20 protein-coding genes are annotated in these 20,204 nt (G+C 61.0%); 3 read left to right on the top strand and 17 right to left on the bottom strand.

The window, feature by feature from the left end; all coding sequences use genetic code 11:
* The first annotated feature begins 23 nt into the window (after positions 1-23).
* A complete protein-coding gene (locus ASG47_RS17955) occupies positions 24-923 on the top strand; it encodes a DMT family transporter (RefSeq protein ID WP_061911577.1) in 900 nt (299 codons plus the stop codon).
* Here ASG47_RS17955 and ntrC read toward each other — a convergent pair.
* From ntrC to dusB, 3 genes are read right to left on the bottom strand one after another with little or no spacing between them, the layout of a single operon-like run.
* Positions 920-2,365, bottom strand: coding sequence for a nitrogen regulation protein NR(I) (gene ntrC, locus ASG47_RS17950; protein ID WP_061911575.1), 1,446 nt, complete (start codon positions 2,363-2,365; stop codon positions 920-922). The two genes, ASG47_RS17955 and ntrC, sit on opposite strands and share 4 nt — an antisense overlap.
* Entirely contained in the window at positions 2,362-3,492 is a 1,131-nt protein-coding gene (locus ASG47_RS17945) for a two-component system sensor histidine kinase NtrB (RefSeq protein WP_244484014.1), read from the bottom strand. Before ASG47_RS17945 ends, ntrC begins: the two co-directional genes overlap by 4 nt.
* Positions 3,489-4,490: a tRNA dihydrouridine synthase DusB gene (dusB, locus tag ASG47_RS17940; RefSeq protein WP_082511830.1), complete on the bottom strand. Its 1,002-nt coding sequence runs from the start codon at positions 4,488-4,490 to the stop codon at positions 3,489-3,491. The genes ASG47_RS17945 and dusB overlap by 4 nt, the downstream gene beginning before the upstream one ends.
* 174 nt (positions 4,491-4,664) lie before the next feature.
* Here dusB and ASG47_RS17935 point away from each other — a divergent pair, with 174 nt between their 5' ends.
* Together ASG47_RS17935 and ASG47_RS17930 are read left to right on the top strand one after the other, a co-directional pair.
* A complete protein-coding gene (locus ASG47_RS17935; protein WP_061911570.1) occupies positions 4,665-5,861 on the top strand; it encodes a bifunctional 2-C-methyl-D-erythritol 4-phosphate cytidylyltransferase/2-C-methyl-D-erythritol 2,4-cyclodiphosphate synthase in 1,197 nt (398 codons plus the stop codon).
* Positions 5,861-6,364, top strand: a complete 504-nt coding sequence (locus ASG47_RS17930; protein ID WP_061911567.1) for a CinA family protein — start codon at positions 5,861-5,863, stop codon at positions 6,362-6,364. The genes ASG47_RS17935 and ASG47_RS17930 overlap by 1 nt, the downstream gene beginning before the upstream one ends.
* Before the next feature lie 5 nt (positions 6,365-6,369).
* Here ASG47_RS17930 and ASG47_RS17925 read toward each other — a convergent pair whose 3' ends face one another.
* The 14 genes from ASG47_RS17925 to ASG47_RS17860 form a co-directional block, all read right to left on the bottom strand.
* The gene (locus ASG47_RS17925; protein ID WP_061911565.1) at positions 6,370-6,813 is read right to left on the bottom strand and encodes a type II toxin-antitoxin system RatA family toxin; all 444 of its coding nucleotides are present in this window, start codon (positions 6,811-6,813) and stop codon (positions 6,370-6,372) included.
* Complete coding sequence (lipA, locus tag ASG47_RS17920) at positions 6,813-7,763, bottom strand: lipoyl synthase (RefSeq protein WP_061911563.1); 951 nt, start codon at positions 7,761-7,763, stop codon at positions 6,813-6,815. Before lipA ends, ASG47_RS17925 begins: the two co-directional genes overlap by 1 nt.
* Positions 7,764-7,851: 88 nt before the next feature.
* Entirely contained in the window at positions 7,852-8,892 is a 1,041-nt protein-coding gene (locus tag ASG47_RS17915) for a Gfo/Idh/MocA family oxidoreductase (protein ID WP_061911561.1), read from the bottom strand.
* A 151-nt stretch (positions 8,893-9,043) separates the two neighbouring features.
* Positions 9,044-10,483 carry a dihydrolipoyl dehydrogenase gene (lpdA, locus tag ASG47_RS17910; protein WP_061911559.1) on the bottom strand — a complete coding sequence of 480 codons (1,440 nt, stop codon included), beginning with the start codon at positions 10,481-10,483 and terminating at the stop codon, positions 9,044-9,046.
* A gap of 4 nt (positions 10,484-10,487) precedes the next feature.
* Entirely contained in the window at positions 10,488-11,069 is a 582-nt protein-coding gene (locus ASG47_RS17905; protein WP_156464156.1) for a GNAT family N-acetyltransferase, read from the bottom strand.
* A gap of 2 nt (positions 11,070-11,071) precedes the next feature.
* Positions 11,072-11,722, bottom strand: a complete 651-nt coding sequence (locus ASG47_RS17900; protein ID WP_061911554.1) for an SGNH/GDSL hydrolase family protein — start codon at positions 11,720-11,722, stop codon at positions 11,072-11,074.
* A 9-nt stretch (positions 11,723-11,731) separates the two neighbouring features.
* Entirely contained in the window at positions 11,732-13,159 is a 1,428-nt protein-coding gene (locus ASG47_RS17895) for a pyruvate dehydrogenase complex dihydrolipoamide acetyltransferase (protein ID WP_061911553.1), read from the bottom strand.
* 11 nt (positions 13,160-13,170) lie between these two features.
* The gene (locus ASG47_RS17890; protein WP_061911551.1) at positions 13,171-14,568 is read right to left on the bottom strand and encodes a pyruvate dehydrogenase complex E1 component subunit beta; all 1,398 of its coding nucleotides are present in this window, start codon (positions 14,566-14,568) and stop codon (positions 13,171-13,173) included.
* Between the two features lies 1 nt (position 14,569).
* Positions 14,570-14,965 (bottom strand): hypothetical protein, encoded by a 396-nt coding sequence (locus ASG47_RS17885; RefSeq protein ID WP_061911549.1) that lies wholly within the window; start codon positions 14,963-14,965, stop codon positions 14,570-14,572.
* Between the two features lie 6 nt (positions 14,966-14,971).
* On the bottom strand, positions 14,972-15,991 hold the full coding sequence (gene pdhA / locus ASG47_RS17880) for a pyruvate dehydrogenase (acetyl-transferring) E1 component subunit alpha (protein WP_061911547.1): 1,020 nt from the start codon (positions 15,989-15,991) through the stop codon (positions 14,972-14,974).
* A gap of 113 nt (positions 15,992-16,104) precedes the next feature.
* On the bottom strand, positions 16,105-16,503 hold the full coding sequence (locus tag ASG47_RS17875) for an FtsB family cell division protein (RefSeq protein ID WP_082511828.1): 399 nt from the start codon (positions 16,501-16,503) through the stop codon (positions 16,105-16,107).
* A gap of 58 nt (positions 16,504-16,561) precedes the next feature.
* Complete coding sequence (locus tag ASG47_RS17870) at positions 16,562-17,533, bottom strand: ribose-phosphate diphosphokinase (RefSeq protein ID WP_061911543.1); 972 nt, start codon at positions 17,531-17,533, stop codon at positions 16,562-16,564.
* A 57-nt stretch (positions 17,534-17,590) separates the two neighbouring features.
* Positions 17,591-17,881 carry a Dabb family protein gene (locus tag ASG47_RS17865; protein ID WP_061911541.1) on the bottom strand — a complete coding sequence of 97 codons (291 nt, stop codon included), beginning with the start codon at positions 17,879-17,881 and terminating at the stop codon, positions 17,591-17,593.
* Between the two features lie 3 nt (positions 17,882-17,884).
* Complete coding sequence (locus ASG47_RS17860; RefSeq protein WP_061911539.1) at positions 17,885-20,164, bottom strand: NADP-dependent malic enzyme; 2,280 nt, start codon at positions 20,162-20,164, stop codon at positions 17,885-17,887.
* Positions 20,165-20,204: the final 40 nt, after the last annotated feature.

The following is a 20,204-nucleotide window of genomic DNA, read 5'->3' as shown; positions in this document are numbered from 1 at the left end:
ACGCTCTCCCTCGAGCATCGAAATTGACCACCCCCGCTTTTCCCGCCACCGATTCCGCCAGCCTCAAGGGCATGGCCATGGGCATTACGGCCTATACACTTTTCGCGGTCCATGACGCCTTCATCAAAGGCATTATCCACGCCCTGCCGGCCGCCCAAATTCTCTTTGTCCGCGGCGTCATTATCGTCATCCTCTGCATGGTCATTGGCAAAAGCTGGATGTTCCCGCGGCTCCTTGCGTCCTCCAACCGTGGCATGATCCTCGGCCGGGGCCTGCTCACGCTGGCGGCCTGGGTGATGTACTATAGTGCCGGCCGCGACTTGCAGCTCGCCGAGATGACGACGCTCTATTATTTCGCGCCAGTCCTCACCACCATCCTGGCGGTCATCTTCCTCAAGGAGCGGCTGACCCTCGCCCGTGTCGGCGCCGCCGCCATCGGCTTTTTCGGCGTTGTCGTCGCGGCAAATCCCAGCGGCTTCACTCTAACTCTGCCTGTCATCATGGTGCTGCTCGCCGCCCTCAGTTGGGCCGTGTCCATGATCCTCATGCGCACCATTTCCAAATCCGACAGCGCCCTCGTGCAGGTCTTTGCCCAAAACCTCATCCATGCCGTGGTGATGGGCGTCGTCAGCATCCCGTTCTGGCAGGGTATAGGGCCAATGGAGCTTGCCTTCGTCCTGGCTGCAGGTCTCGTCGGCGGCTCCGCCCAGTTCATTCTGGTCGAATCGGCGAAACTGGTGCCGGCCAGTGTGCTGGGAACCGTCGAGTACGGAGCCCTCATCTGGGCCTTCGTCTTCGGCTATCTCTTCTGGGGCGAGACGCCGCTGCTCAACGTCTATGTCGGCGCCGGCTTTGTCGTTGCGGCGGGGTGTGTCCTGGCCTTGACCGAACATCGAACCCGCCGCAATCAAATGCGGCGTTAGTTCCTGCGGCTATGTTTGACGATCTCGATCGAGTGCGTGCGGATCTTCTTGCGCAAGGTGTTTCGGTTGAGACCTAGCAGGTCCGCCGCCTTGATCTGGTTGCCACCACAGGCATTGAGCGCCATGGCGATCAGCGGCGCCTCGACCCTGTCTATCACACGCTGGTAGAGCCCGGCAGGCGGCAGGTTCGGCTCATACTCGCGCAGCAATTGCCCCACATGGCTCTCAACTGCCGTCGAAACGTCCACCGGCCCAACACCCGCAACCGCCACTGGACGATCGGAAATGTTGAGTTCGTTCTGCACGATCTCCGCCGAAATGCTCTCGTCGGCATAAAGCGCCGACAGGCGTCGCACGAGGTTTTCCAGCTCGCGAATATTGCCCGGCCAGGAATAGTTCTGCATCAGCCGAATGGCATCGGGCGCAATCGTCTTTGGCGCCTCGCCTTCGCGCTCCGCCGCGCGCAGGAAATGCTGCACCAGATCGGAGATATCGTCGATGCGCTCCCGTAGGGGCGGCAAGCGGATCGGCACGACATTGAGGCGATAGTAAAGATCTTCGCGGAACAAGCCCTGACGGATCATCTGGCTAAGATCGCGGTGCGTCGCCGCGACGATGCGTACATTGGTCTTGATGGCGCTCCGGCCACCCACCATCGTATATTCACCCTCCTGCAACACGCGCAGCAGACGTGTCTGCGCGTCCATCGGCATATCGCCGATTTCGTCGAGGAAAAGCGTACCGCCTTCGGCCTGTTCGAACCGGCCCGATGAGCGCGTATTTGCCCCTGTAAAAGCGCCCTTCTCGTGCCCGAACAGTTCGGCTTCGATGAGATCGCGCGGAATGGCGGCCATATTGATGGCAACGAACGGCCCATTGCGGCGCTTGCCGAAGTCATGGAGCGCGCGCGCCACCAATTCCTTACCGGTGCCGCTTTCGCCTGTGATCATCACCGTGAGGTCGGTCTGCATCAACCGGGCAAGAGCGCGATAAATGTCCTGCATGGCAGGCGAGCGGCCCACCAGCGGCATGGAATCGCCCTGCTCTTCTGCCTTGCGCTCCGCATTGCTGGGCTTCTTGGCGTCCGCCAGTGCGCGAGAAACCACCGACAGCACTTCGGTGATATCAAACGGCTTCGGCAGATATTCATAGGCGCCGACTTCCGATGCGCGGATAGCCGTCATGAACGTATTCTGCGCCGACATGACGATCATCGGCAGATCGGGCCGCAGCTTCTTGATCTTGGGCATCACCTCGAAGGCATTGCCATCGGGCATTGCAACGTCGGTGATCAGCACATCCCCTTCCCCACGGCTCACCCAATTCCACATGGTGGAAATATTGCCCGTCGGGCGCACTTCGTAACCGGCGCGGGTCAGCGCCTGGTTGAGCACCATGCGGATCGCGGCATCGTCGTCAGCGAGCAAGACAACATGGCTCATTTCGTCGATACCTCTTCAGGGCTTTGTTGGAAGGCGCCGCTCGCAACGGGCAGGAGAATACGGAACCGCGTGCGGCCCGGCCGGCTGTCGCAGTCAATGACACCGCCATGATCGCCGACGATTTTTGCGACCAAAGCCAGACCGAGACCCGAGCCATTGGTCTTTGTCGTGACAAACGGATCGAAGAGGAAAGGCAAAGTGTCTGGGGATACGCCAGGGCCATTGTCCTCGATGACGATCTCGAGCGGCAGCGAAATACGCTCAGCGACGCCAGCAACACTAATGCGAATGCCAGGACGGAACGCGGTCGAGAGGCTTATCTCGGGTTTCTGTGTACGCTCAAGGGCTTCCGCGGCATTCTTCACCAAGTTTAGGAACACCTGGATCAGTTGATCCCTGTTGCCAAACACCGGCGGCAGCGACGGATCATATTCCTCGGAAAAGGTAATCCCGCGCGCGACACCGTTGCGCGCCAGAAGCTTCACGCGGTCGAGCACGACGTGGATATTGATCGGCTCGCGCTCCATCGGACGCTCGTCACCGAACACCTCCACTCGATCGATCAAGCCAACGATCCGGTCCGTCTCCTCGCGGATCAGCCGAGCCAGCGGAATTTCATCCGCCGAAACCGTCTGCTCCAAGAGTTGCGCCGCACCGCGAATACCAGAGAGCGGGTTCTTGATCTCATGCGCCAGCATGGCCGCGAGACCCGTCACCGACCGCGCTGCACCGCGCGAAACCATCTGGCGGTCGATCTTGTCGGCCATGGTCCGTTCCTGGATGAGAACGGCCACGCGGCCGTCCTCGTCCGAAATCGGGCTAGCGAAAACGTCGGCAATCCGCTCGTCGCCAAATCGGGACGAGCCAATCCGCACCCGGTATTCCGTCATCGGCGCGCGGCGCGTGATCACGGTCTCGACCAGCGAAATGATGGGCGAACCAAAAGCAATCAGGTCATCGAGCTTCTGCCGCGTCAGCACACTCAGCGACGCACCGAAGAAGGCCTCGGCCGCGTAGTTCACGAACTGGATTTTCCGCGATTCATCGAGCACGATGATCGGCTGCGGCAGCGCCTGCAGCACGGAGCGGGACGGGAAAGATTCGAGGGCAGACATGGCAGCGTTCATGCGGCCACACTCCAGTCATTTGAAAACACCCGCCCGATCAGTTTGATGACCTCTGCCGGCTGGTCATTGTCGAGCAGCGCCTTGCGGGTGGGTTTGTCGAGATTGAGATTGGCCGCCTCGGCATACCAATCGAGGTGCTTTCGCGCGGCGCGCAGCCCGACCTCGGTGCCGTATTCAATGAGCATTTCCTGATAGTGCTCCTGGATCAGAGCGATCAGCGCATCCCCTGTCGGCGCCTCACCAACAGGTTCTCCCGCCAACGCCGCGCCGATCTGGCCGACGCGCCATGGCTGCCCCTGTGCGCCGCGGCCGAGCATCACCGCAGCCGCGCCTGACTGTTCGAGGGCCGTCCGGGCACCAGCTTCATCCAGAATGTCGCCATTGACGACCACAGGCACCGAAACGGCCTCCACGACCGATCGTACAAGCTCCCAGCGGGCCGTGCCCTTATAAAACTGCTGCCGCGTGCGCCCATGCACGGTGATCATCTGCGCGCCAGCGTCGACCGCCATGCGCGCAATCTGCGGCGCATTGAGGCTCTCGTCGTCCCAGCCCAGCCGCATCTTCACCGTCACCGGTGAACTAGTCGCGCCAACTACGGCCTCGACGATGGCCAGCGCTTGATCCGGCACTCGCATCAGTGCCGAGCCGGCATAGCCGCTCGTCACCCGCTTGGCGGGGCAACCGAAATTGATGTCGATGATATCAGCGCCTGCGTCCGCCGCGATGCGTGCACCTTCCGCCATCCAGGTCGGCTCGCATCCTGCAAGCTGCACCATATGTGGCAAACCGCCAGCCTTGCGCAGCTTCCTGACCATATCAGCATGGCCAGTTCCAAGCGCCGCACTAGCGATCATTTCGGAAACGACCATGCCGGCGTCATAACGCTCGGCGATCTCGCGAAAGGGCCGATCGGTGATTCCAGCCATTGGCGCGAGCAGCGCGCGATTGCGAAGGCTGTGGCCGCCAATGCTTAATGTGAAGGCACTACCAGACAATCGCCTGCCCCAGAAATGACCATTTAGCGCGAGGTGCCCGCACAATAGTCATTTTTATATCCTGTGCAATACAGAACCAATGCGCCACCACTGGGAACCAGCGGTGCTCTTGCCGCATGGCATGCTCGGGGCTAGACCAGTCAGATGTATGACGGTTGAGTTGCATCTGCCTATATGTCCACACGCCCAAAATCCATAGCCGTAATCATCGTCGCAGCGGGAAAAGGCGAGCGCGCCCAAGGCAGTGGCGATGCAACTCCCAAGCAGTATCGCACCATCGCTGGCCGCGCCGTCCTCGCCCGCACCATCGACGCTTTCCTCGCTTTCGACGCGATCAGCCAGATCCTCCCGGTCATCCACCCGGATCATACCGAGCGATTTGATGCCCTTGGCTTGAGCGACCCGCGTATTCTTGCGCCGATCAATGGCAGCACCACGCGTCAAGCCTCTGTTCTGGAGGGCCTGAAGGCCCTGGCACCCAGCCGCCCCGATCTCGTGCTGATTCAGGATGCAGCCCGCCCCTTCACCGACCCAAAAGTCATTGGCGACGTCATCGCTGTGCTTGCTCAATATGATGGCGCGTTGCCCACCGTGCCGCTCACCGACACCATCAAGCGCTCGCTCGATGGCCGCGAAGTCGTTGCCACCGAAGACCGCCGCTTACTCTCCGCCGCCCAGACCCCGCAAGGCTTCCGCTTCGGGCAGATCTTTTCGGCCCATATGCGCGCCGGCAATGTCCGTCGCGAATTTACGGACGATGCCGAAATCGCCGAATGGGCGGGCATGCGCGTGGCCATGGTCATGGGCGAACGCAACAATATCAAGATCACTCATCCCGAAGATTTTCAGCGCGCCGAGCGCATGCTCCAAGGAGATATCGCCATGGAAACTCGTGTCGGCACTGGCTTTGACGTTCATTCGTTTGAGCCCGGCGATCACGTCTGGCTTGGCGGCGTCCGCATCGAGCACCATTCAAAGCTCAATGGCCACTCCGATTCCGACGTCGCGCTCCATGCACTGACCGACGCCATTCTGGGCGCCATTGGTGAGGGCGATATCGGCATTCATTTCCCGCCGAGCGACATGCAGTGGAAGGGCGCGGCCTCCACTATTTTCCTCAAACATGCCGGCGATCTCGTCGCAAAGCGCGGTGGGCGCATTGTCAACCTCGATGTCACGATCGTTTGTGAAGCGCCGAGGATTGCCAAACACGTCCCGGCGATGTGCACTGTGATTTCCCAGACGCTGGGGATCAAGCCTGATCGCATTGCGGTCAAGGCGACGACAAGTGAAAGGCTCGGGTTTACCGGGCGGGAGGAAGGTATCGTGGCCATGGCAAGCGCAAGCGTAGAAGTGCCGAGGGATGAGTGATGGCAAAATCCCCCGAACCGAGCGTCAGCAAACACATCATCGATCTGCTGCGTGACAGCAGCAAGACAATCGTCACCGCCGAAAGCTGCACAGGCGGCCTGATCGCAGCCGCCCTGACCGACGTGCCCGGCTCGTCCGCCGCGGTCCATGGCGGCTACATCACCTATTCAAACGCCGCCAAGTCGCGCATGATCCAGGTCCCTTCTCGCCTCATCCATGATTATGGCGCGGTCAGCAATCAGGTCGCCCGCGCCATGGCCGACGGCGCCCGCAATACGGCCCGCGTCGATGTCGCCGTCTCTGCCACCGGCATAGCCGGCCCCGATGGCGGCACAGATAAGAAGCCGATCGGCCTTGTCTATGTCGCCGTATCGACTGATCTCGCGACGGTCGTCATCGAGCATCGCTTCGGAGACATCGGCCGCGACGCGGTGCGCAAGGCAACCGTCGCCGCTGCGCTCGATCTGGTGCATCAGGTGCTGACGACAGACGAAGCCGACTGAAGCCTTCAGTCGCCGTAGCGGCGGTCGGCCTCTTCGGCAAAGGCGCGCATGATCTCATCCTGTTTCGCCGCAAAGGCCGGTTCGGCCACAGCGGCGATCAGCATGTTGGAGATCTTGAAGTCAATCTCGAAGCGCACGCGCGTCCCCTGCCCTTCGGCTTCGAACCGCCAAAGGCTGTCGAGATGGGCAAAGGGACCATCAACGGCCTTGGCGGCGATGGTGAGCGCCTCGGTGTCCGAGGTTACGCGGCTCGTATAGGCTTGCGTGATCGGGCCGAAATGCAGCGTCATGCGCGCGAGCCGCACATCCTTGCCTCGTGCCGCGGGATCGGGACGCACGTCCATCGCCTTGCAGTTGGGGATAAAGGCCGGATAGCTTTCGAGATCGGCCACGATATCGAACATGGCGCGCGGTAGATGCGGCACATGCCGCTCGAAGAAACGCTTCATCAGTGTCCGAGCCTGGCCAGCCGCGCTGCCTTGAGGTTCGCAAAATCCTCGCCGGCATGGTGCGACGAACGGGTCAGCGGGCTCGACGAGACGAGTAGAAAGCCCTTGGCCGTCGCGACCGTCGCAAACGACTTGAACTCTTCCGGCGTCACGAAGCGCTGCAGCGGGTAGTGCTTCTTTGTCGGCTGCAGATACTGCCCGATGGTCAGGAAATCGACCTCGGCCGAGCGCAGATCGTCCATGAGCTGCAAGACTTCGTTCCGCTCTTCGCCCAGGCCCACCATGATGCCGGACTTGGTGAAGATGGTCGGATCGAGTTCCTTGACCCGCTGCAACAGGCGGATCGAATGGAAGTAGCGCGCGCCTGGCCGCACCTTGAGGTACTTCGACGGCACGGTTTCAAGATTATGGTTGAAGACGTCGGGCTTGGCCGCAACGACGATCTCCAGCGCGCCTTCCTTGCGGAGGAAATCCGGCGTCAGGATTTCGATCGTAGTCTTGGGCGTCGCCGCGCGGATCGCACGAATGACATCGGCAAAATGCTGCGCGCCGCCATCGGCCAGATCGTCACGATCAACCGAGGTGATCACCACATGCTCGAGGCCAAGCTTGGCAACGGCCTTGGCGACGTTTTCCGGCTCATTGGGATCGAGCGCGGTCGGCAGGCCCGTCCGCACATTGCAGAAGGCGCAGGCGCGGGTGCAGATTTCGCCCATGATCATCATGGTCGCGTGCTTCTTGCTCCAGCACTCGCCGATATTGGGGCAGCCAGCTTCCTCGCAGACCGTGACGAGATTGTTCTCGCGCACGATCTGCTGAGTTTCCTTATAAACCGGCGAGCCCGGCGCCTTGACGCGGATCCAGTCCGGCTTGCGCAGCACGATGCTTTCGGGCCGGTTGGCCTTTTCCGGATGGCGCGGGCGGGCCGCATTATCGATGAGCGTGACCATGATAGTCCTGTCTGGGCGTGTGCCCGTTATATCGCTCCCTTGAGCGGCCGGTTCAACCCGGCCTTATTGCTAGGCTGGTTTGCGAGACTCAGCCCAGGACTTCTTCTATTTCGACCCAATCGCCGCCGCGCGATGCAGACATGATGCTGGCCTGCACCAGCGCTAGCGAGCCAAGATTGTCCTGACCCGAGCTGAACCCGGTCGGGATGATCCCCGTGTCGACGACGCCGGCAATGGCGTTGAGCGTACCTGTGCGGTCAGGATATTTGACTGGCGATAAAGAAACCGTCTCCGCTGACTGATCGATCGGCTGTAGCGTCAACACGTCCGGGCCCGCCTTGTCGCGGAAATGATCGCGCGAACTCCAGCGAATCTGGCCCTCGGCCGCATCCATCACCCATTCGCCCGCCCATGGCGTCACCGGACCCGAATTCATCCAACTGCCGCGATAGGACAGCATGGTGCCGCGCGAAAATTCGATCGTCGCAACGCCGCTCGGATGGAAATGGAATGGGCTGCCCGGCGGATTCCACGTACGGCAAGAGAGCCGCACCGGCTCGTCGCCCAGCACATAGCGCATCAGGTCGAAATGGTGGATCGACATGTCAGCGAGGAGCGGATCGGGCATATCCCAGTAGCGATAGCCCTGAGTCGGACCATGCCGGCGGAAATCGAGCGACACCATGTTCATGGCGCCGAACTTGCCATTGGCAATCAGCTCGGCGACCGCGATCGGGCCCGGCTGGTGCCGATAATTCTGGCTGACCATCAGCACCTTGCCCTGCTGGGCAGCGAGCGCAACGAGCTCCTTGCCCTGGGCAATGGTGGTGGTGAAGGGCTTTTCGACAATGACATTATAGCCAAGCTCTAGGCAGCGCTTGACCACGGGATAGTGCGCCTCGGTTCGCAGCGTACAAATCGCCAGCGTGGCATCAGTGCGCTTGGCCGCCTCGTCGAGGCTCGTAAAACAGAGTTTTGGATCGATCCCGAGTTCACCCTGAACACGCGCCGTGGCGTCGGGGCTGGTGTCGACATAGCCCACCATTTCAACAGCGTGAACTTTGGGGATAACTTCTTTGGACCAACTGAAACCCCAGTGTCCCAAGCCGATCTGAATTGCCTTGACCATGTGGATAACTCCTCTGGTTTGGTGATCTTCCCACCAACCGGCTGTCATCCCGGCGAAGGCCGGGATCCATCCTGAGATGGTGCCTCGATCACAAACCTTGGGGTGTGCCCCGGCCTTGGCCGGGGTGAGATCCAAAGTTTGCGTCGGCCGATCAGATGTTCAGCGCGCGACCATAAGCGTCGAGCACGCTTTCCTTCATCGTTTCGCTCAGTGTGGGATGGGGGAAGATGGTGTGGATGAGTTCTTCTTCGGTGGTTTCGAGATTCATGGCGACGACAAAGCCCTGGATGAGCTCGGTCACCTCGGCACCAATCATATGCGCGCCGAGAAGTTCCCCGGTTTTGGCGTCGAAAATGGTCTTAACAAGGCCATCCGGCTCGCCAAGCGCAATTGCCTTGCCATTGCCCACGAATGGGAAGCGGCCAACCTTGATCTCGCGGCCGGCTTCCTTGGCCTTGGCTTCGGTCAAACCGACGCTGGCCACCTGCGGCTCGCAATAGGTACAGCCCGGCACCTTGGTCTTGTCGAGACCGTGGACCTTGAGCCCGGCAATCTTTTCGACCGTGATGACAGCCTCATGCTCGGCCTTGTGCGCCAGCATTGGCGGGCCAGCGACGTCGCCGATGGCCCAGATGCCATCCACATTGGTCTTGCCATAATGGTCGATGACGATGGCGCCGCGCTCGGTCTTGACGCCGACCGTTTCGAGGCCGAGGCCTTCGATATTGCACATGACGCCGACGGCCGAAATCAGCTTGTCGCCAGAAATCTGCTGGGTCTTGCCGTCCTTGGCTTCGACATGCGCAACGATGCCGTTACCGGTCTTTTCGACCTTGGCCACCTTGGCTTCAGTGATGATCTTGATGCCGCGCTTTTCGAGGCGCTTGCGGGCAAGGCCGGAAATCTCGACGTCCTCCACCGGCAGAATATTGGGCAGCAGTTCGATGACGGTCACTTCGGCGCCGAACGAACGGTAGAACGAGGCGAATTCGATGCCGATCGCGCCCGAACCCATGACCACCAGCGACTTCGGCATTTCGGCCGGCTTCAGCGCTTCGAAATAGGTCCAGATCTTGTCGCCATCGGGCTCGATGCCTGGCAGCACGCGCGGACGCGCACCAGTCGCGATGATGATGTTCTTGGCCTTGTAGGTGCCTTCGCCGAGCGCATTCTTCGGCACAGGACCCTGCGGCTGCACGACCGGCTTCTTGGACGGCGCAACCTTAATCTCACCGGGCTTGGTGATCGTCGCTTCGCCCCAGATGATGTCGATCTTGTTCTTCTTCATCAGGAACTGCACGCCATTGTTCATCTGCGCCGCAATGGCGCGCGAACGCTTGACGATGCCGTCGAGATCGAAGCCGAACTTTTCGGCCGTCAGACCATAGTCCTTGGCATGGCCCATATGGCCGTAGATTTCAGCCGAACGCAGCAGCGCCTTGGTCGGGATACAGCCCCAGTTCGAGCAGATGCCAGCCATGTGCTCGCGCTCGACAATAGCGACTTTCATGCCCAGCTGCGCGCCACGAATGGCAGCGACATAACCGCCGGGGCCGGCGCCGATGACGAGAAGATCGTATTGGTCAGCCATTGTTTTATTCCTTCACCATCAAAAGCCAGTTCTCGCCGTCCTGTTTGCTGTCGGGAAACGGAACGATGGGACGCTGGCCGCGGAGAACAAAGCCCCGGCTTTCATAGAGTTTACGCGCGCCGTCATTGCCATCATCGACAACGAGGGCTAGCCCTCGAGCCGCGCTCTGGCGCGCTTGGGTTTCGGCGTGGTCGAGAAGAGCCGATCCTGCTCCCTTGCCGCGCCAGTCCTTGTGAACGCCGAGCATAGCAATGTACCAAAGGCCATTGCATCCCGCTTCGAGCTCAAGCAGCGGCCGCAACGGCGCCCAGACCCCATCGGGCAGCTCTTCCGGCTCGTCCTTCTTGCGATAGCCGAGGATCATGCCGGCCACTTCGCCATCGGCTTCGGCCATGGATGCATCTTCCCACGAGACGCTGCCGTCCCCGCTCAGAATATCGCCGCGACCAACCTCGATCGGTCCCGAAAGCTCGCCGGTCGCTTTATCGGTTTTGCTGTCCCACATATTGCCATGCACTGCGATGCTGATCAGCAAAGCAATCTCGGCCGCATCGGATTTGCGCGCCGGGCGTATATCGTATTGCACATTCACAGGCCGAGGACCTGTTTGACGAGCGGCACGAGGCCCTCGCCGATGGCGCGGGTATTGGCCGCGTCGATATGAATGCCGTCGAGCGGCGAAGCTTTGGCAACGGTCGCGGCGTCGAAGAAGCCGGTGTTCCACTCCCCTGCCCGCTTGGCATAATGCGTCGCGAACTGGCTGGATTCCTTGAGCCCGTGCTCATAGCCGCCAAAATGGCCCATCATGTCGGCATTGTCGCTGTCGCAAACGAGCGGCGGCGAAACGAGAATGATCTCGGGCGCCTGTTCGCCTTTGCCGGCATAGTGACCGCGGATGATCTGCACCAGCCGCCGCATGCCGAACGAGGCTTCGATCGCCGAACCGCAAATCGCAGGCTTGAGATCGTTAGTGCCGAGCATGATGATGACGAGATCAAGCGGCGAATGGCTTTCAAGGATGGTCGGCAGGATGCGCCCGCCATTGCGATCGGCCGCCGCATACCAGTCGTCCGAAACCGTCGTGCGACCGCCGAGACCCTCGGCAATCACCCGCGCAGCGCCGCCGAGACCACGCTCGAGCGCGGTCGGCCAGCGATCCTCATAGGCATGACGGGGGCCACCCGGCTGCGGATTGGCCCCATAGGTCAGGCTGTCGCCATAGGCGAGGATGGTTTTCATATCCCCTCCTTAAGCCAGCATCATCACCGGGTTTTCGATCAGCCCCTTGAAGACGCCGAGCAGTTCGGCACCCAGCGCACCATCGACCGCGCGGTGATCGCAGGAGAGCGTGACCGTCATGAACTGGCCGATCTTGATCTGGCCATTCTCGGGATAGACGCGCTCTTCGCCAGCGCCGACCGCAAGGATCGTGCCATGCGGCGGGTTGATCACGGCCGAGAAGTGCTTGATGCCAAACATGCCGAGATTGGACACCGAGGACGAACCGCCCTGATATTCATGCGGCGCCAGCTTCTTCGATTTTGCGCGACCCGCCAGATCCTTCACCTCTTCCGAGATTTCGCGAAGGGTCTTGGTGTCGCAGGATTTGACCACCGGCGTGAAGAGACCGCCCGGTACGGACACGGCAACCGCAACGTCTGAACGCTTGTGGTAGAGGATCGAGTCCCCGGCCCAGGTCGCGTTGGCGGCCGGAACGCGCTGCAGCGCAATGGCCCAGGCCTTCATCACGAAGTCATTGACCGAGAGCTTGTAGCCCGGCTTGCCGTCCTTGCTCTTGGGCGCCGCGCCATTGATCTGCTCGCGGGCGGCCATCAGCGCATCGATCTTGCAATCGAGCGTGAGGTAGAAGTGCGGAACGGTCTGCTTGCTTTCGGTCAGGCGCGCGGCCACGACCTTACGCATGCCGTCGTTCGGCACGACTTCGTAAGTGCCTTCCTCGAACAGCGCCATGACCTGGTTCTTGCTCATGCCCGTCGCAGGCGCAGCGGCAGCCGCCGGCGCACCAGCAGCAGGCTTAGCAGCGCCCTTGCCGGACTTCGCCGCTTCCACGTCAGCCTTGATCACGCGCCCCTTCGGACCAGAACCCGCCACCGAAGCGAGATCGATCCCCGCCTCCTTGGCAAGGCGCTTGGCCAGCGGCGAAGCGAACACTCGACCGCCATTAGCGTTGGCAGCGCCAGACTGTAGCTTCTGACCGGCACTCGCGATATTGCTCTGAAGCTGTGCAGCCTCTCCCGACTTAGGCGCGCTGGAGCCGGAATTGGAATTGGCGACAGGCGCGGTCGAGGTCGTCGACGTGCCCTTGTCATATTGCAGCGTGCCCGCATCGCCCTTCGGCGCTTCGGTCTTGGCCTCAGCCTTCGGTGCCTCGGCCGGCTTTGCGCCGCTCGAACTGATGGCGCTGGCGTCTTCGCCTTCCTGCAGCAGCACAGCGATGACGGCATTGACCTTCACATTGTCCGTGCCTTCGGCAACGAGGATCTTGCCGATCTTGCCTTCGTCGACGGCCTCGACTTCCATCGTGGCCTTGTCGGTTTCGATCTCGGCGATCACGTCACCGGAAGAGACCGAGTCGCCTTCCTTGACGTGCCACTTGGCAAGCTTGCCCTCTTCCATCGTGGGAGAAAGCGCCGGCATGGTGATATCGATTGGCATACCGGGTCTCCTTACGAGCGATAGGTCACGGCATTCACAGCCGCGATCACTTCGTCAACATGGGGCAAGGCCAGCTTTTCAAGGTTCGCGGCATAGGGCATCGGAACGTCCTTGCCGGTCACGCGCAGCACGGGCGCATCGAGATAGTCGAAAGCCTGTTCCATGACGCGGGCGGCGAGTTCGGCGCCGATGCCGCCCTGCGGCCAGCCTTCTTCGACGGTCACGAGGCGACCGGTCTTCTTGACCGACTCGATGACGGTGTCGCTGTCCATCGGACGCAGCGTGCGCAGATCGATGAGTTCGACATCGACACCAGCCGCAACCAGCTTTTCCGTCGCCTGGGTCGCATAGCGCATGCCAATGGAGAACGACACGATAGTCACATCGGCACCCTTGCGGGCGATCCGCGCCTTGCCGATCGGCAGCACGAAGTCGTCCATCTTCGGCACGAGGCCGGTGGAGCCGTAGAGAATTTCGTTTTCAAGGAAGACGACCGGGTTCGGCGAGCGGATCGCCGCCTTGAGAAGGCCCTTAGCGTCTGCCGCGCTATAAGGCGCGATGACGGTCAGGCCCGGCACATGGCTGTACCATGCCGAATAATCCTGGCTGTGCTGGGCGGCAACGCGCGAGGCGACGCCGTTGGGGCCGCGGAACACCATCGGCGCCTTGACCTGGCCACCGGACATATAAAGCTGCTTGGCGGCAGAGTTGATGATCTGGTCGATCGCCTGCATGGCAAAATTCCAGGTCATGAATTCAACGATCGGCTTGAGGCCAGCAAAGGCCGCACCAACAGCGAGACCGGCAAAACCATGCTCGGTGATTGGCGTATCGATAACGCGCTGCGGGCCGAATTCCTGCAACAGGCCCTGGGTCACCTTATAGGCACCCTGATATTCGGCCACTTCCTCGCCCATGATGAAGACATTGGCGTCCGAACGCATTTCTTCGGCCATGGCTTCGTTGAGCGCCTGACGCACGGTCAGCTCGACCATTTCGACGCCTTCTGGCAGGTCGGGATCGTTCTGCGCCACGAATTTCGGCGCTTCGCCGCCGGTCTTGGGCTCGGCAGGCACTGGCGCGGCCGCCGCTTCCGGCACGGCCGACTGGCCTTCTGGATCGGACGAAGTCGCCTGAGCCGCCGGGCGATTGCCCTCGCCGACTTCCTCGCCTTCGCCGAGCACAAGCGCGATCGGGGTATTGACCTTCACGCCTTCGGTGCCTTCCTCGACGAGGATTTCCTTGACCACGCCCTCATCGACCGACTCGACTTCCATCGTCGCCTTATCGGTTTCGATTTCAGCCAGCACGTCGCCGGATTTGACGGTGTCGCCGACCTTGACGAGCCACTTGGCGAGCTTGCCCTCTTCCATCGTGGGAGACAGGGCGGGCATGAGGATTTGGGGCATATCAGCTCTCCAGAATGAGCGCGCCGGGCATGTCAGCCGCGCGGCGAATGTCAAAGTGTTCGGCGAGACGGGCGGGACGCACGTGCCAATCGGTTGAGGTGACGGCGCTGACCTGCGCCGGACCCTGACGTTGATTGACGACCCAGCCGCTCAGGATCAGGCCGAAAATGATAAAGACGAGGCACGCGATAACAGCGCGCTTATAGGTGGCAGCCTGCACTTCGCCGCTCAGCCCGGCCCAGCCGGAAATCCGCTCGAAACGCCACCAGCCAAAAAGCCAGTCGCGCAGGCTCGGTCCGCTGACCGATGCACGACGGCTGATCGCCACGGCCTGTCCGGCGGCAAGCGCGCCAGACAGCAGAGCAAACAGCATAATGACGCCGAGCAGGATGCCCATCTGCGCTTAGGCCTCGATCGTGATGTCGGTCCAGAGTTCCGAAGCATCGGGTTCTGGATCGTTGGTCGCAAAATCGGCCGCTTCCGTGACGATAGCGCGAATATCGGTTTCGATCTTCTTGAGGTCTTCCTCGGTGACGCTGCCGGCTTCGAGAAGACGGGCACGGACCTGTTCGATCGGGTCGCGTTCCTGGCGATACTTGGTCACTTCGTCCTTGGAGCGATATTTTGCCGGGTCGGACATGGAGTGGCCGCGATAGCGATAGGTCAGCATTTCGAGGATGTAGGGGCCATTGCCCGAACGGGCATGCTCGATGGCGCGCTTGGCGGCATCATGGACCATGCGCACATCCATACCATCGACCTGCTCGCCCGGAATGTCGAACGAAGCGCCGCGCTTGGAGAAGTCGGTGGTTGCCGCGGCGCGCTCGATCGAGGTGCCCATGGCGTATTTGTTGTTCTCGATCACGAAGACAACCGGCAGCTTCCAGAGCTTGGCCATGTTGAAGCTTTCGTAGACCTGGCCCTGATTGGCCGCGCCGTCGCCGAAATAGGCAATGCTGACCGAACCGTCGCCGGTATATTTTGCAGCAAAAGCCAGGCCTGCGCCGAGCGAAACCTGCGCGCCGACGATGCCGTTGCCGCCATAGAAGCGATGTTCGTTGGAGAACATGTGCATCGAGCCGCCCTTGCCTTTCGACAAGCCGCCCTGGCGACCGGTGAGCTCAGCCATCACACCCTTGGGGTCGAGGCCCATGACCAGCATGTGGCCGTGGTCACGGTAGCCGGTGATCTGGGCGTCCTTGCCCTTTTCACTCGCCATGGTGATGCCGGTGACGACAGCTTCCTGGCCGATATAGAGGTGGCAGAAGCCGCCGATGAGGCCCATGCCATACATCTGGCCGGCCTTTTCTTCGAACCGGCGGATGAGCAGCATCTCGCGGAATGCGTCGAGATCCTGTTCATTGGTGAACTGTGGGACGTTGGGCTGCGTCGTGGCCGAAGTGGCCGTCGCCTTGCGCGCCATGGTAGGCTCCCGTCTAGAATGGAATTTGCCGCTGGGCCGATCAGGCCATCTCTGAGACTATAGCGCAAGCTTAGAGCAGATAAAATTGCCAAGAGCAAGCAAAGCAAATCAACCTAAAGCGTTGATCCGTCTTCGATAATCTTGATTAACTCGCCGTCGGTTGATTCTTCGAATTTACCGGAAATAGGTTTACCGGTATTCGGATCGACCATCACGAGGATATCGTCAGCATTGGCCATATTAAGCAGCGCGCGGGCCCGCTCGGTGACGATATCGGGGTCGAGATGGCGCGGATTCATCAGCGAATTGCGATGCTCGAAGCTGTCGATCTCGGCCTGCAGAGCCGAAGACTTATCCTTCAAAACCTGGATGTCGTTGTGAATCGCTTCGCGGCTTTCGATGCCGAATTGCCCGCTGATGGCCGAATAGCCAAGATAGCCCTGAAAGGCCAGGAGCGCGATGGCAAGCCCCAAGGGGCGCCAGAAAGGCGGGCGTTTTAAACGAGTTGGCATAGTCGAACCAATTCCCAGGAAGGTTCACTATCCCAGCTATCGATTAATGCGCAGTTAGCTATTCCGCCGCCACGCGTGGCATGGAGGTATTTTCGTCGAAGAGCGCACTGACCGACTCGCCCGAACTGATCCGGCGCATTGCTTCGGCCAAAGCTGGCGCAACCGACAGAACCGTCAGCTTGCCATGAGCCTGCCGTGCCGCATTGGGCAAGGTGTTGGTGCAAACGATCTCGACGACATCCGGCTCCGCCGCAAGCCGGGCCACCGACCCGCCCGCAAAAATCCCATGCGTGCACGCGACCCGCATGGATCGCGCGCCATTGGCGCGCAGATGCTTGAGCAGTTCGAGGATCGACCCGCCGCTTGCGATCTCATCGTCGAGAATGATCACGTCCTTGCCGCGCACATCGCCGATCACGGCCGAGATCCGCACCTGCGTATCCGAAATCCGCTCCTTGGCGCCGGCGGCCACCGGCAGTCCCAGCCGTTTCGCAAAAGCCGCCGCCGTCTTGGCATTGCCCAGATCAGGCGAAACCACGACGGAGTTCGAGAGATCGAAGCGCCTGAAATGCTCGGCCAATTCCATGAGCGCATGGAGGTGATCGACAGGCACGCTGAAAAAGCCATGCACCTGTGGCGAGTGCAGCGTCATGGTCAGAACGCGATCGGCACCCGCGGTCTTAAGGAGATCAGCGACCAAACGCCCGCCGATTGAAATGCGCGGCGCATCCTTCTTGTCCGATCGGGCATAGGAATAGTGCGGGATGACGGCCGTGATCCGTGCTGCCGAGGCGCCCCGCGCCGCGTCGAGCATCAGCAGCAATTCCATCAGGTGTTCCTGCACCGGCTCGGCCAGGGTCTGGACGAGGAACACTTCCTGTTCGCGGCAATTGGCCTGCAATTGCACTTCGATACAGTCGTTGGAAAAGCGCTTGATCCGCGTCGGCTGCAGCGGAACCGCAAGTTCCGCGCAGATCTGGCTGGCCAGCTCCGGATGCGCACTGCCACTGAACACAGCGATCTGGTTCATGGTGACTTCCTCGGCTGTTCGTCGCGGGATGTGCAGCAGGTCTTACCCTGTCACACCTCAGAGCGCAACGTAGTCGATCTCCTGGAACCGCGCGACTTCGGGCACCCAACGATCCCGCACGAAGGCGACGTGATCGGGATGCACATTATAGCCGTCATAGGCAGCCTGATCGACGAACTCCATCGAGAACCCAAAGGCATAGTCCGCCTTCGGGCTTACCTGTCGGAGACGCTCGAATTTCTGGACGCCAGGAATAGCCTCTAGCACGAGGGCTGCGTCCAGAAATGCATGTTCCTCAACCGAACCCGCAGCGTGCTTGAGCGAGAAAACCACAGTGTGACGGATCATGCCTTAAGCCCCCACAGCTTCGTTGGCCGCGATTGCCGCCATATTGACGATGCCACGGCTCGTCACCGAGGGCGCAAGAATATGAGCCGGCGCCTTGGTGCCCATCAGGATCGGCCCTACGGCAAGCGCATTGTTCATTTCCTTGAGCAGCGTCATGGAAAGGTTAGCCGCATCGAGATCTGGGAAGATCAGCAGATTGGCTTCGCCGCGCAGCACCGTCTCGGGCACATAGCGCTCGCGCAGTTCCTGGTTGAGCGCCAAGTCGCCCTGCATTTCGCCTTCCACGATCAGGTCTGGCGCCGCGACTTTCAGCTTGGCATAGACTTCGCGCATCTTGAAGGCGCTGTCGCCATCGCGCGAACCGAAGTTCGAATAGCTCAGGAGCGCCACGCGAGCTTCGATATTGAAGCGCTTGAGGTGATCACGGGCCTGCAGCGTAATGCTCACCAGCTCATCGGCCGACGGGTTCATGTTCACATAGGTGTCGGCGAGGAAGAACGCGCCGCGCGGCATGATCAGCATCGACAGCGCCGAGGCGTCGTTGACACCGTCCTGCAGCCCGATGATCGAGCGGATATCGCGGACGTGCTTGATAAAGCGGCCCTGCAAGCCACAGATCAGGCCATCCGCCTCACCACGCTTCACCGCCAACGCCCCGATGACGGTGGTATTGGTGCGAACGATCGTACGCGCCGTATCCGGCGTCACGCCATTGCGGCCCACCAGCGAGTGGAACAGGCTGACATAGTCGCGATAGCGCGGATCGTCTTCAGGGTTGATCACCTCGAAATCGCGACCAGGCTGAATGCTCAGGCCAAAGCGTTCGATACGCGCCTCGATGACCGCGGGACGGCCGATGAGAATCGGGCGGGCGATACGTTCTTCGAGCACCACCTGCGCCGCGCGCAGCACGCGCTCGTCTTCGCCATCGGCAAAAGCAATCCGCTTCCCCTGCCCCTGCGCCCGATCGACGATCGGCTTCATCACGAGGCCTGAGCGGAACACGAAGCGGTTGAGGCGATCCTGATAGACGTCCCAATCTTCGATCGGGCGCTTCGCCACACCCGATTCCATGGCCGCCCGCGCCACGGCCGGCGCAATGCGCAGGATCAGCCGCTGGTCGAACGGATTGGGAATGATGTGGTCCGGTCCAAACACGGCCGGCGCGCCCGAAGGCGACACTTCAAGGCCTGGCTCATGCGCGAGCTTAGCGATCGCCCGCACCGCCGCCAGCTTCATCTCTTCATTGATCGTCGTCGCATGCACATCGAGCGCGCCGCGGAAAATGAAGGGGAAGCAGAGGACGTTGTTGACCTGGTTCGGATAGTCCGATCGGCCGGTGCAGACCATGGCATCGGGCCGCGTCGCCTTGGCGACTTCGGGCATGATTTCTGGATTTGGATTAGCGAGCGCGAGGATGAGCGGCTTGGGCGCCATCTTCATCAGCATTTCAGGCTTCAACGCACCGGCAGCCGAGAGGCCGAGGAAGACGTCGGCACCTTCGATGACTTCAGCCAGCGTCGTCGCGTCGCTTTCGCGCCGGAATTGGCCGCGCCACTTGTCGTTGACGTCATTGCGCTTATGGGTAACCAAACCGTCCTTGTCCGCTACCCAAATGTTCTCATATTTGGCCCCAAGTGCCACGAGAACGTTAAGGCAAGCGATGGCCGCGGCCCCTGCCCCGGACGTACAAATTTTGACCTCTTCGATCTTCTTTCCGGTCAGCTCGAGCCCATTGAGTACCGCTGCTCCGACAATGATCGCCGTGCCATGTTGGTCGTCATGGAACACAGGGATCGGCATGCGCTCGCGCAGCTTTTCCTCGATCTCGAAGCAGTCCGGCGCCCGGATATCCTCAAGATTGATGCCCCCAAACGTCGGCCAGAGCGGCGCCACGGCATCGACGAATTTGGTCGGCTCGATTTCATCCACTTCAAGATCGAACACGTCGATCCCAGCGAATTTCTTGAACAGAACCGCCTTGCCTTCCATCACTGGCTTCGACGCCAGCGCCCCGATATTGCCGAGCCCCAGCACAGCCGTACCATTGGAGATCACGGCGACGAGGTTCTGCCGCGATGTATAGCGTGCGACCGTTTCAGGATTTTCGGCGATTTCCTCGCACGGCGCGGCGACGCCAGGGGAATAAGCTAGTGCCAGATCGCGCTGGTTGCCCAGCGGCTTGATCGGCTGGATTTCAAGCTTGCCGGGCTTGGGGAATTCGTGGAAGTGCAGAGCCGCGTCGCGCAGGATCTTGCGTTGCTCATTGGGATCGGTCGACACGCTTTCCTCCGGCACAGGCAAATACGTGCCGTACCTGCCA

The organism is Devosia sp. Leaf420 (assembly GCF_001425445.1).
Classification (GTDB): domain Bacteria; phylum Pseudomonadota; class Alphaproteobacteria; order Rhizobiales; family Devosiaceae; genus Devosia.
Note: the sequence above shows the minus strand (reverse complement) of the source record. Positions and strands in the feature narration are given on the sequence as shown.

What these genes read in the sequence shown, in the direction of transcription:
- ASG47_RS17870 (WP_061911543.1), bottom strand. Translation starts at nt 17,533, where the DNA reads ATGAACCAGATCGCTGTGTTCAGTGGCAGTGCGCATCCGGAGCTGGCC.
- ASG47_RS17915 (WP_061911561.1), bottom strand. Translation starts at nt 8,892, where the DNA reads ATGGTCAAGGCAATTCAGATCGGCTTGGGACACTGGGGTTTCAGTTGG.
- ntrC (WP_061911575.1), bottom strand. Translation starts at nt 2,365, where the DNA reads ATGAGCCATGTTGTCTTGCTCGCTGACGACGATGCCGCGATCCGCATG.
- ASG47_RS17895 (WP_061911553.1), bottom strand. Translation starts at nt 13,159, where the DNA reads ATGCCAATCGATATCACCATGCCGGCGCTTTCTCCCACGATGGAAGAG.
- ASG47_RS17885 (WP_061911549.1), bottom strand. Translation starts at nt 14,965, where the DNA reads ATGGGCATCCTGCTCGGCGTCATTATGCTGTTTGCTCTGCTGTCTGGC.
- ASG47_RS17900 (WP_061911554.1), bottom strand. Translation starts at nt 11,722, where the DNA reads ATGAAAACCATCCTCGCCTATGGCGACAGCCTGACCTATGGGGCCAAT.
- ASG47_RS17935 (WP_061911570.1), top strand. Translation starts at nt 4,665, where the DNA reads ATGTCCACACGCCCAAAATCCATAGCCGTAATCATCGTCGCAGCGGGA.
- ASG47_RS17930 (WP_061911567.1), top strand. Translation starts at nt 5,861, where the DNA reads ATGGCAAAATCCCCCGAACCGAGCGTCAGCAAACACATCATCGATCTG.
- ASG47_RS17925 (WP_061911565.1), bottom strand. Translation starts at nt 6,813, where the DNA reads ATGAAGCGTTTCTTCGAGCGGCATGTGCCGCATCTACCGCGCGCCATG.
- ASG47_RS17865 (WP_061911541.1), bottom strand. Translation starts at nt 17,881, where the DNA reads ATGATCCGTCACACTGTGGTTTTCTCGCTCAAGCACGCTGCGGGTTCG.
- ASG47_RS17875 (WP_082511828.1), bottom strand. Translation starts at nt 16,503, where the DNA reads ATGCCAACTCGTTTAAAACGCCCGCCTTTCTGGCGCCCCTTGGGGCTT.
- pdhA (WP_061911547.1), bottom strand. Translation starts at nt 15,991, where the DNA reads ATGGCGCGCAAGGCGACGGCCACTTCGGCCACGACGCAGCCCAACGTC.
- lpdA (WP_061911559.1), bottom strand. Translation starts at nt 10,483, where the DNA reads ATGGCTGACCAATACGATCTTCTCGTCATCGGCGCCGGCCCCGGCGGT.
- lipA (WP_061911563.1), bottom strand. Translation starts at nt 7,763, where the DNA reads ATGGTCACGCTCATCGATAATGCGGCCCGCCCGCGCCATCCGGAAAAG.
- ASG47_RS17945 (WP_244484014.1), bottom strand. Translation starts at nt 3,492, where the DNA reads ATGAACGCTGCCATGTCTGCCCTCGAATCTTTCCCGTCCCGCTCCGTG.
- ASG47_RS17890 (WP_061911551.1), bottom strand. Translation starts at nt 14,568, where the DNA reads ATGCCCCAAATCCTCATGCCCGCCCTGTCTCCCACGATGGAAGAGGGC.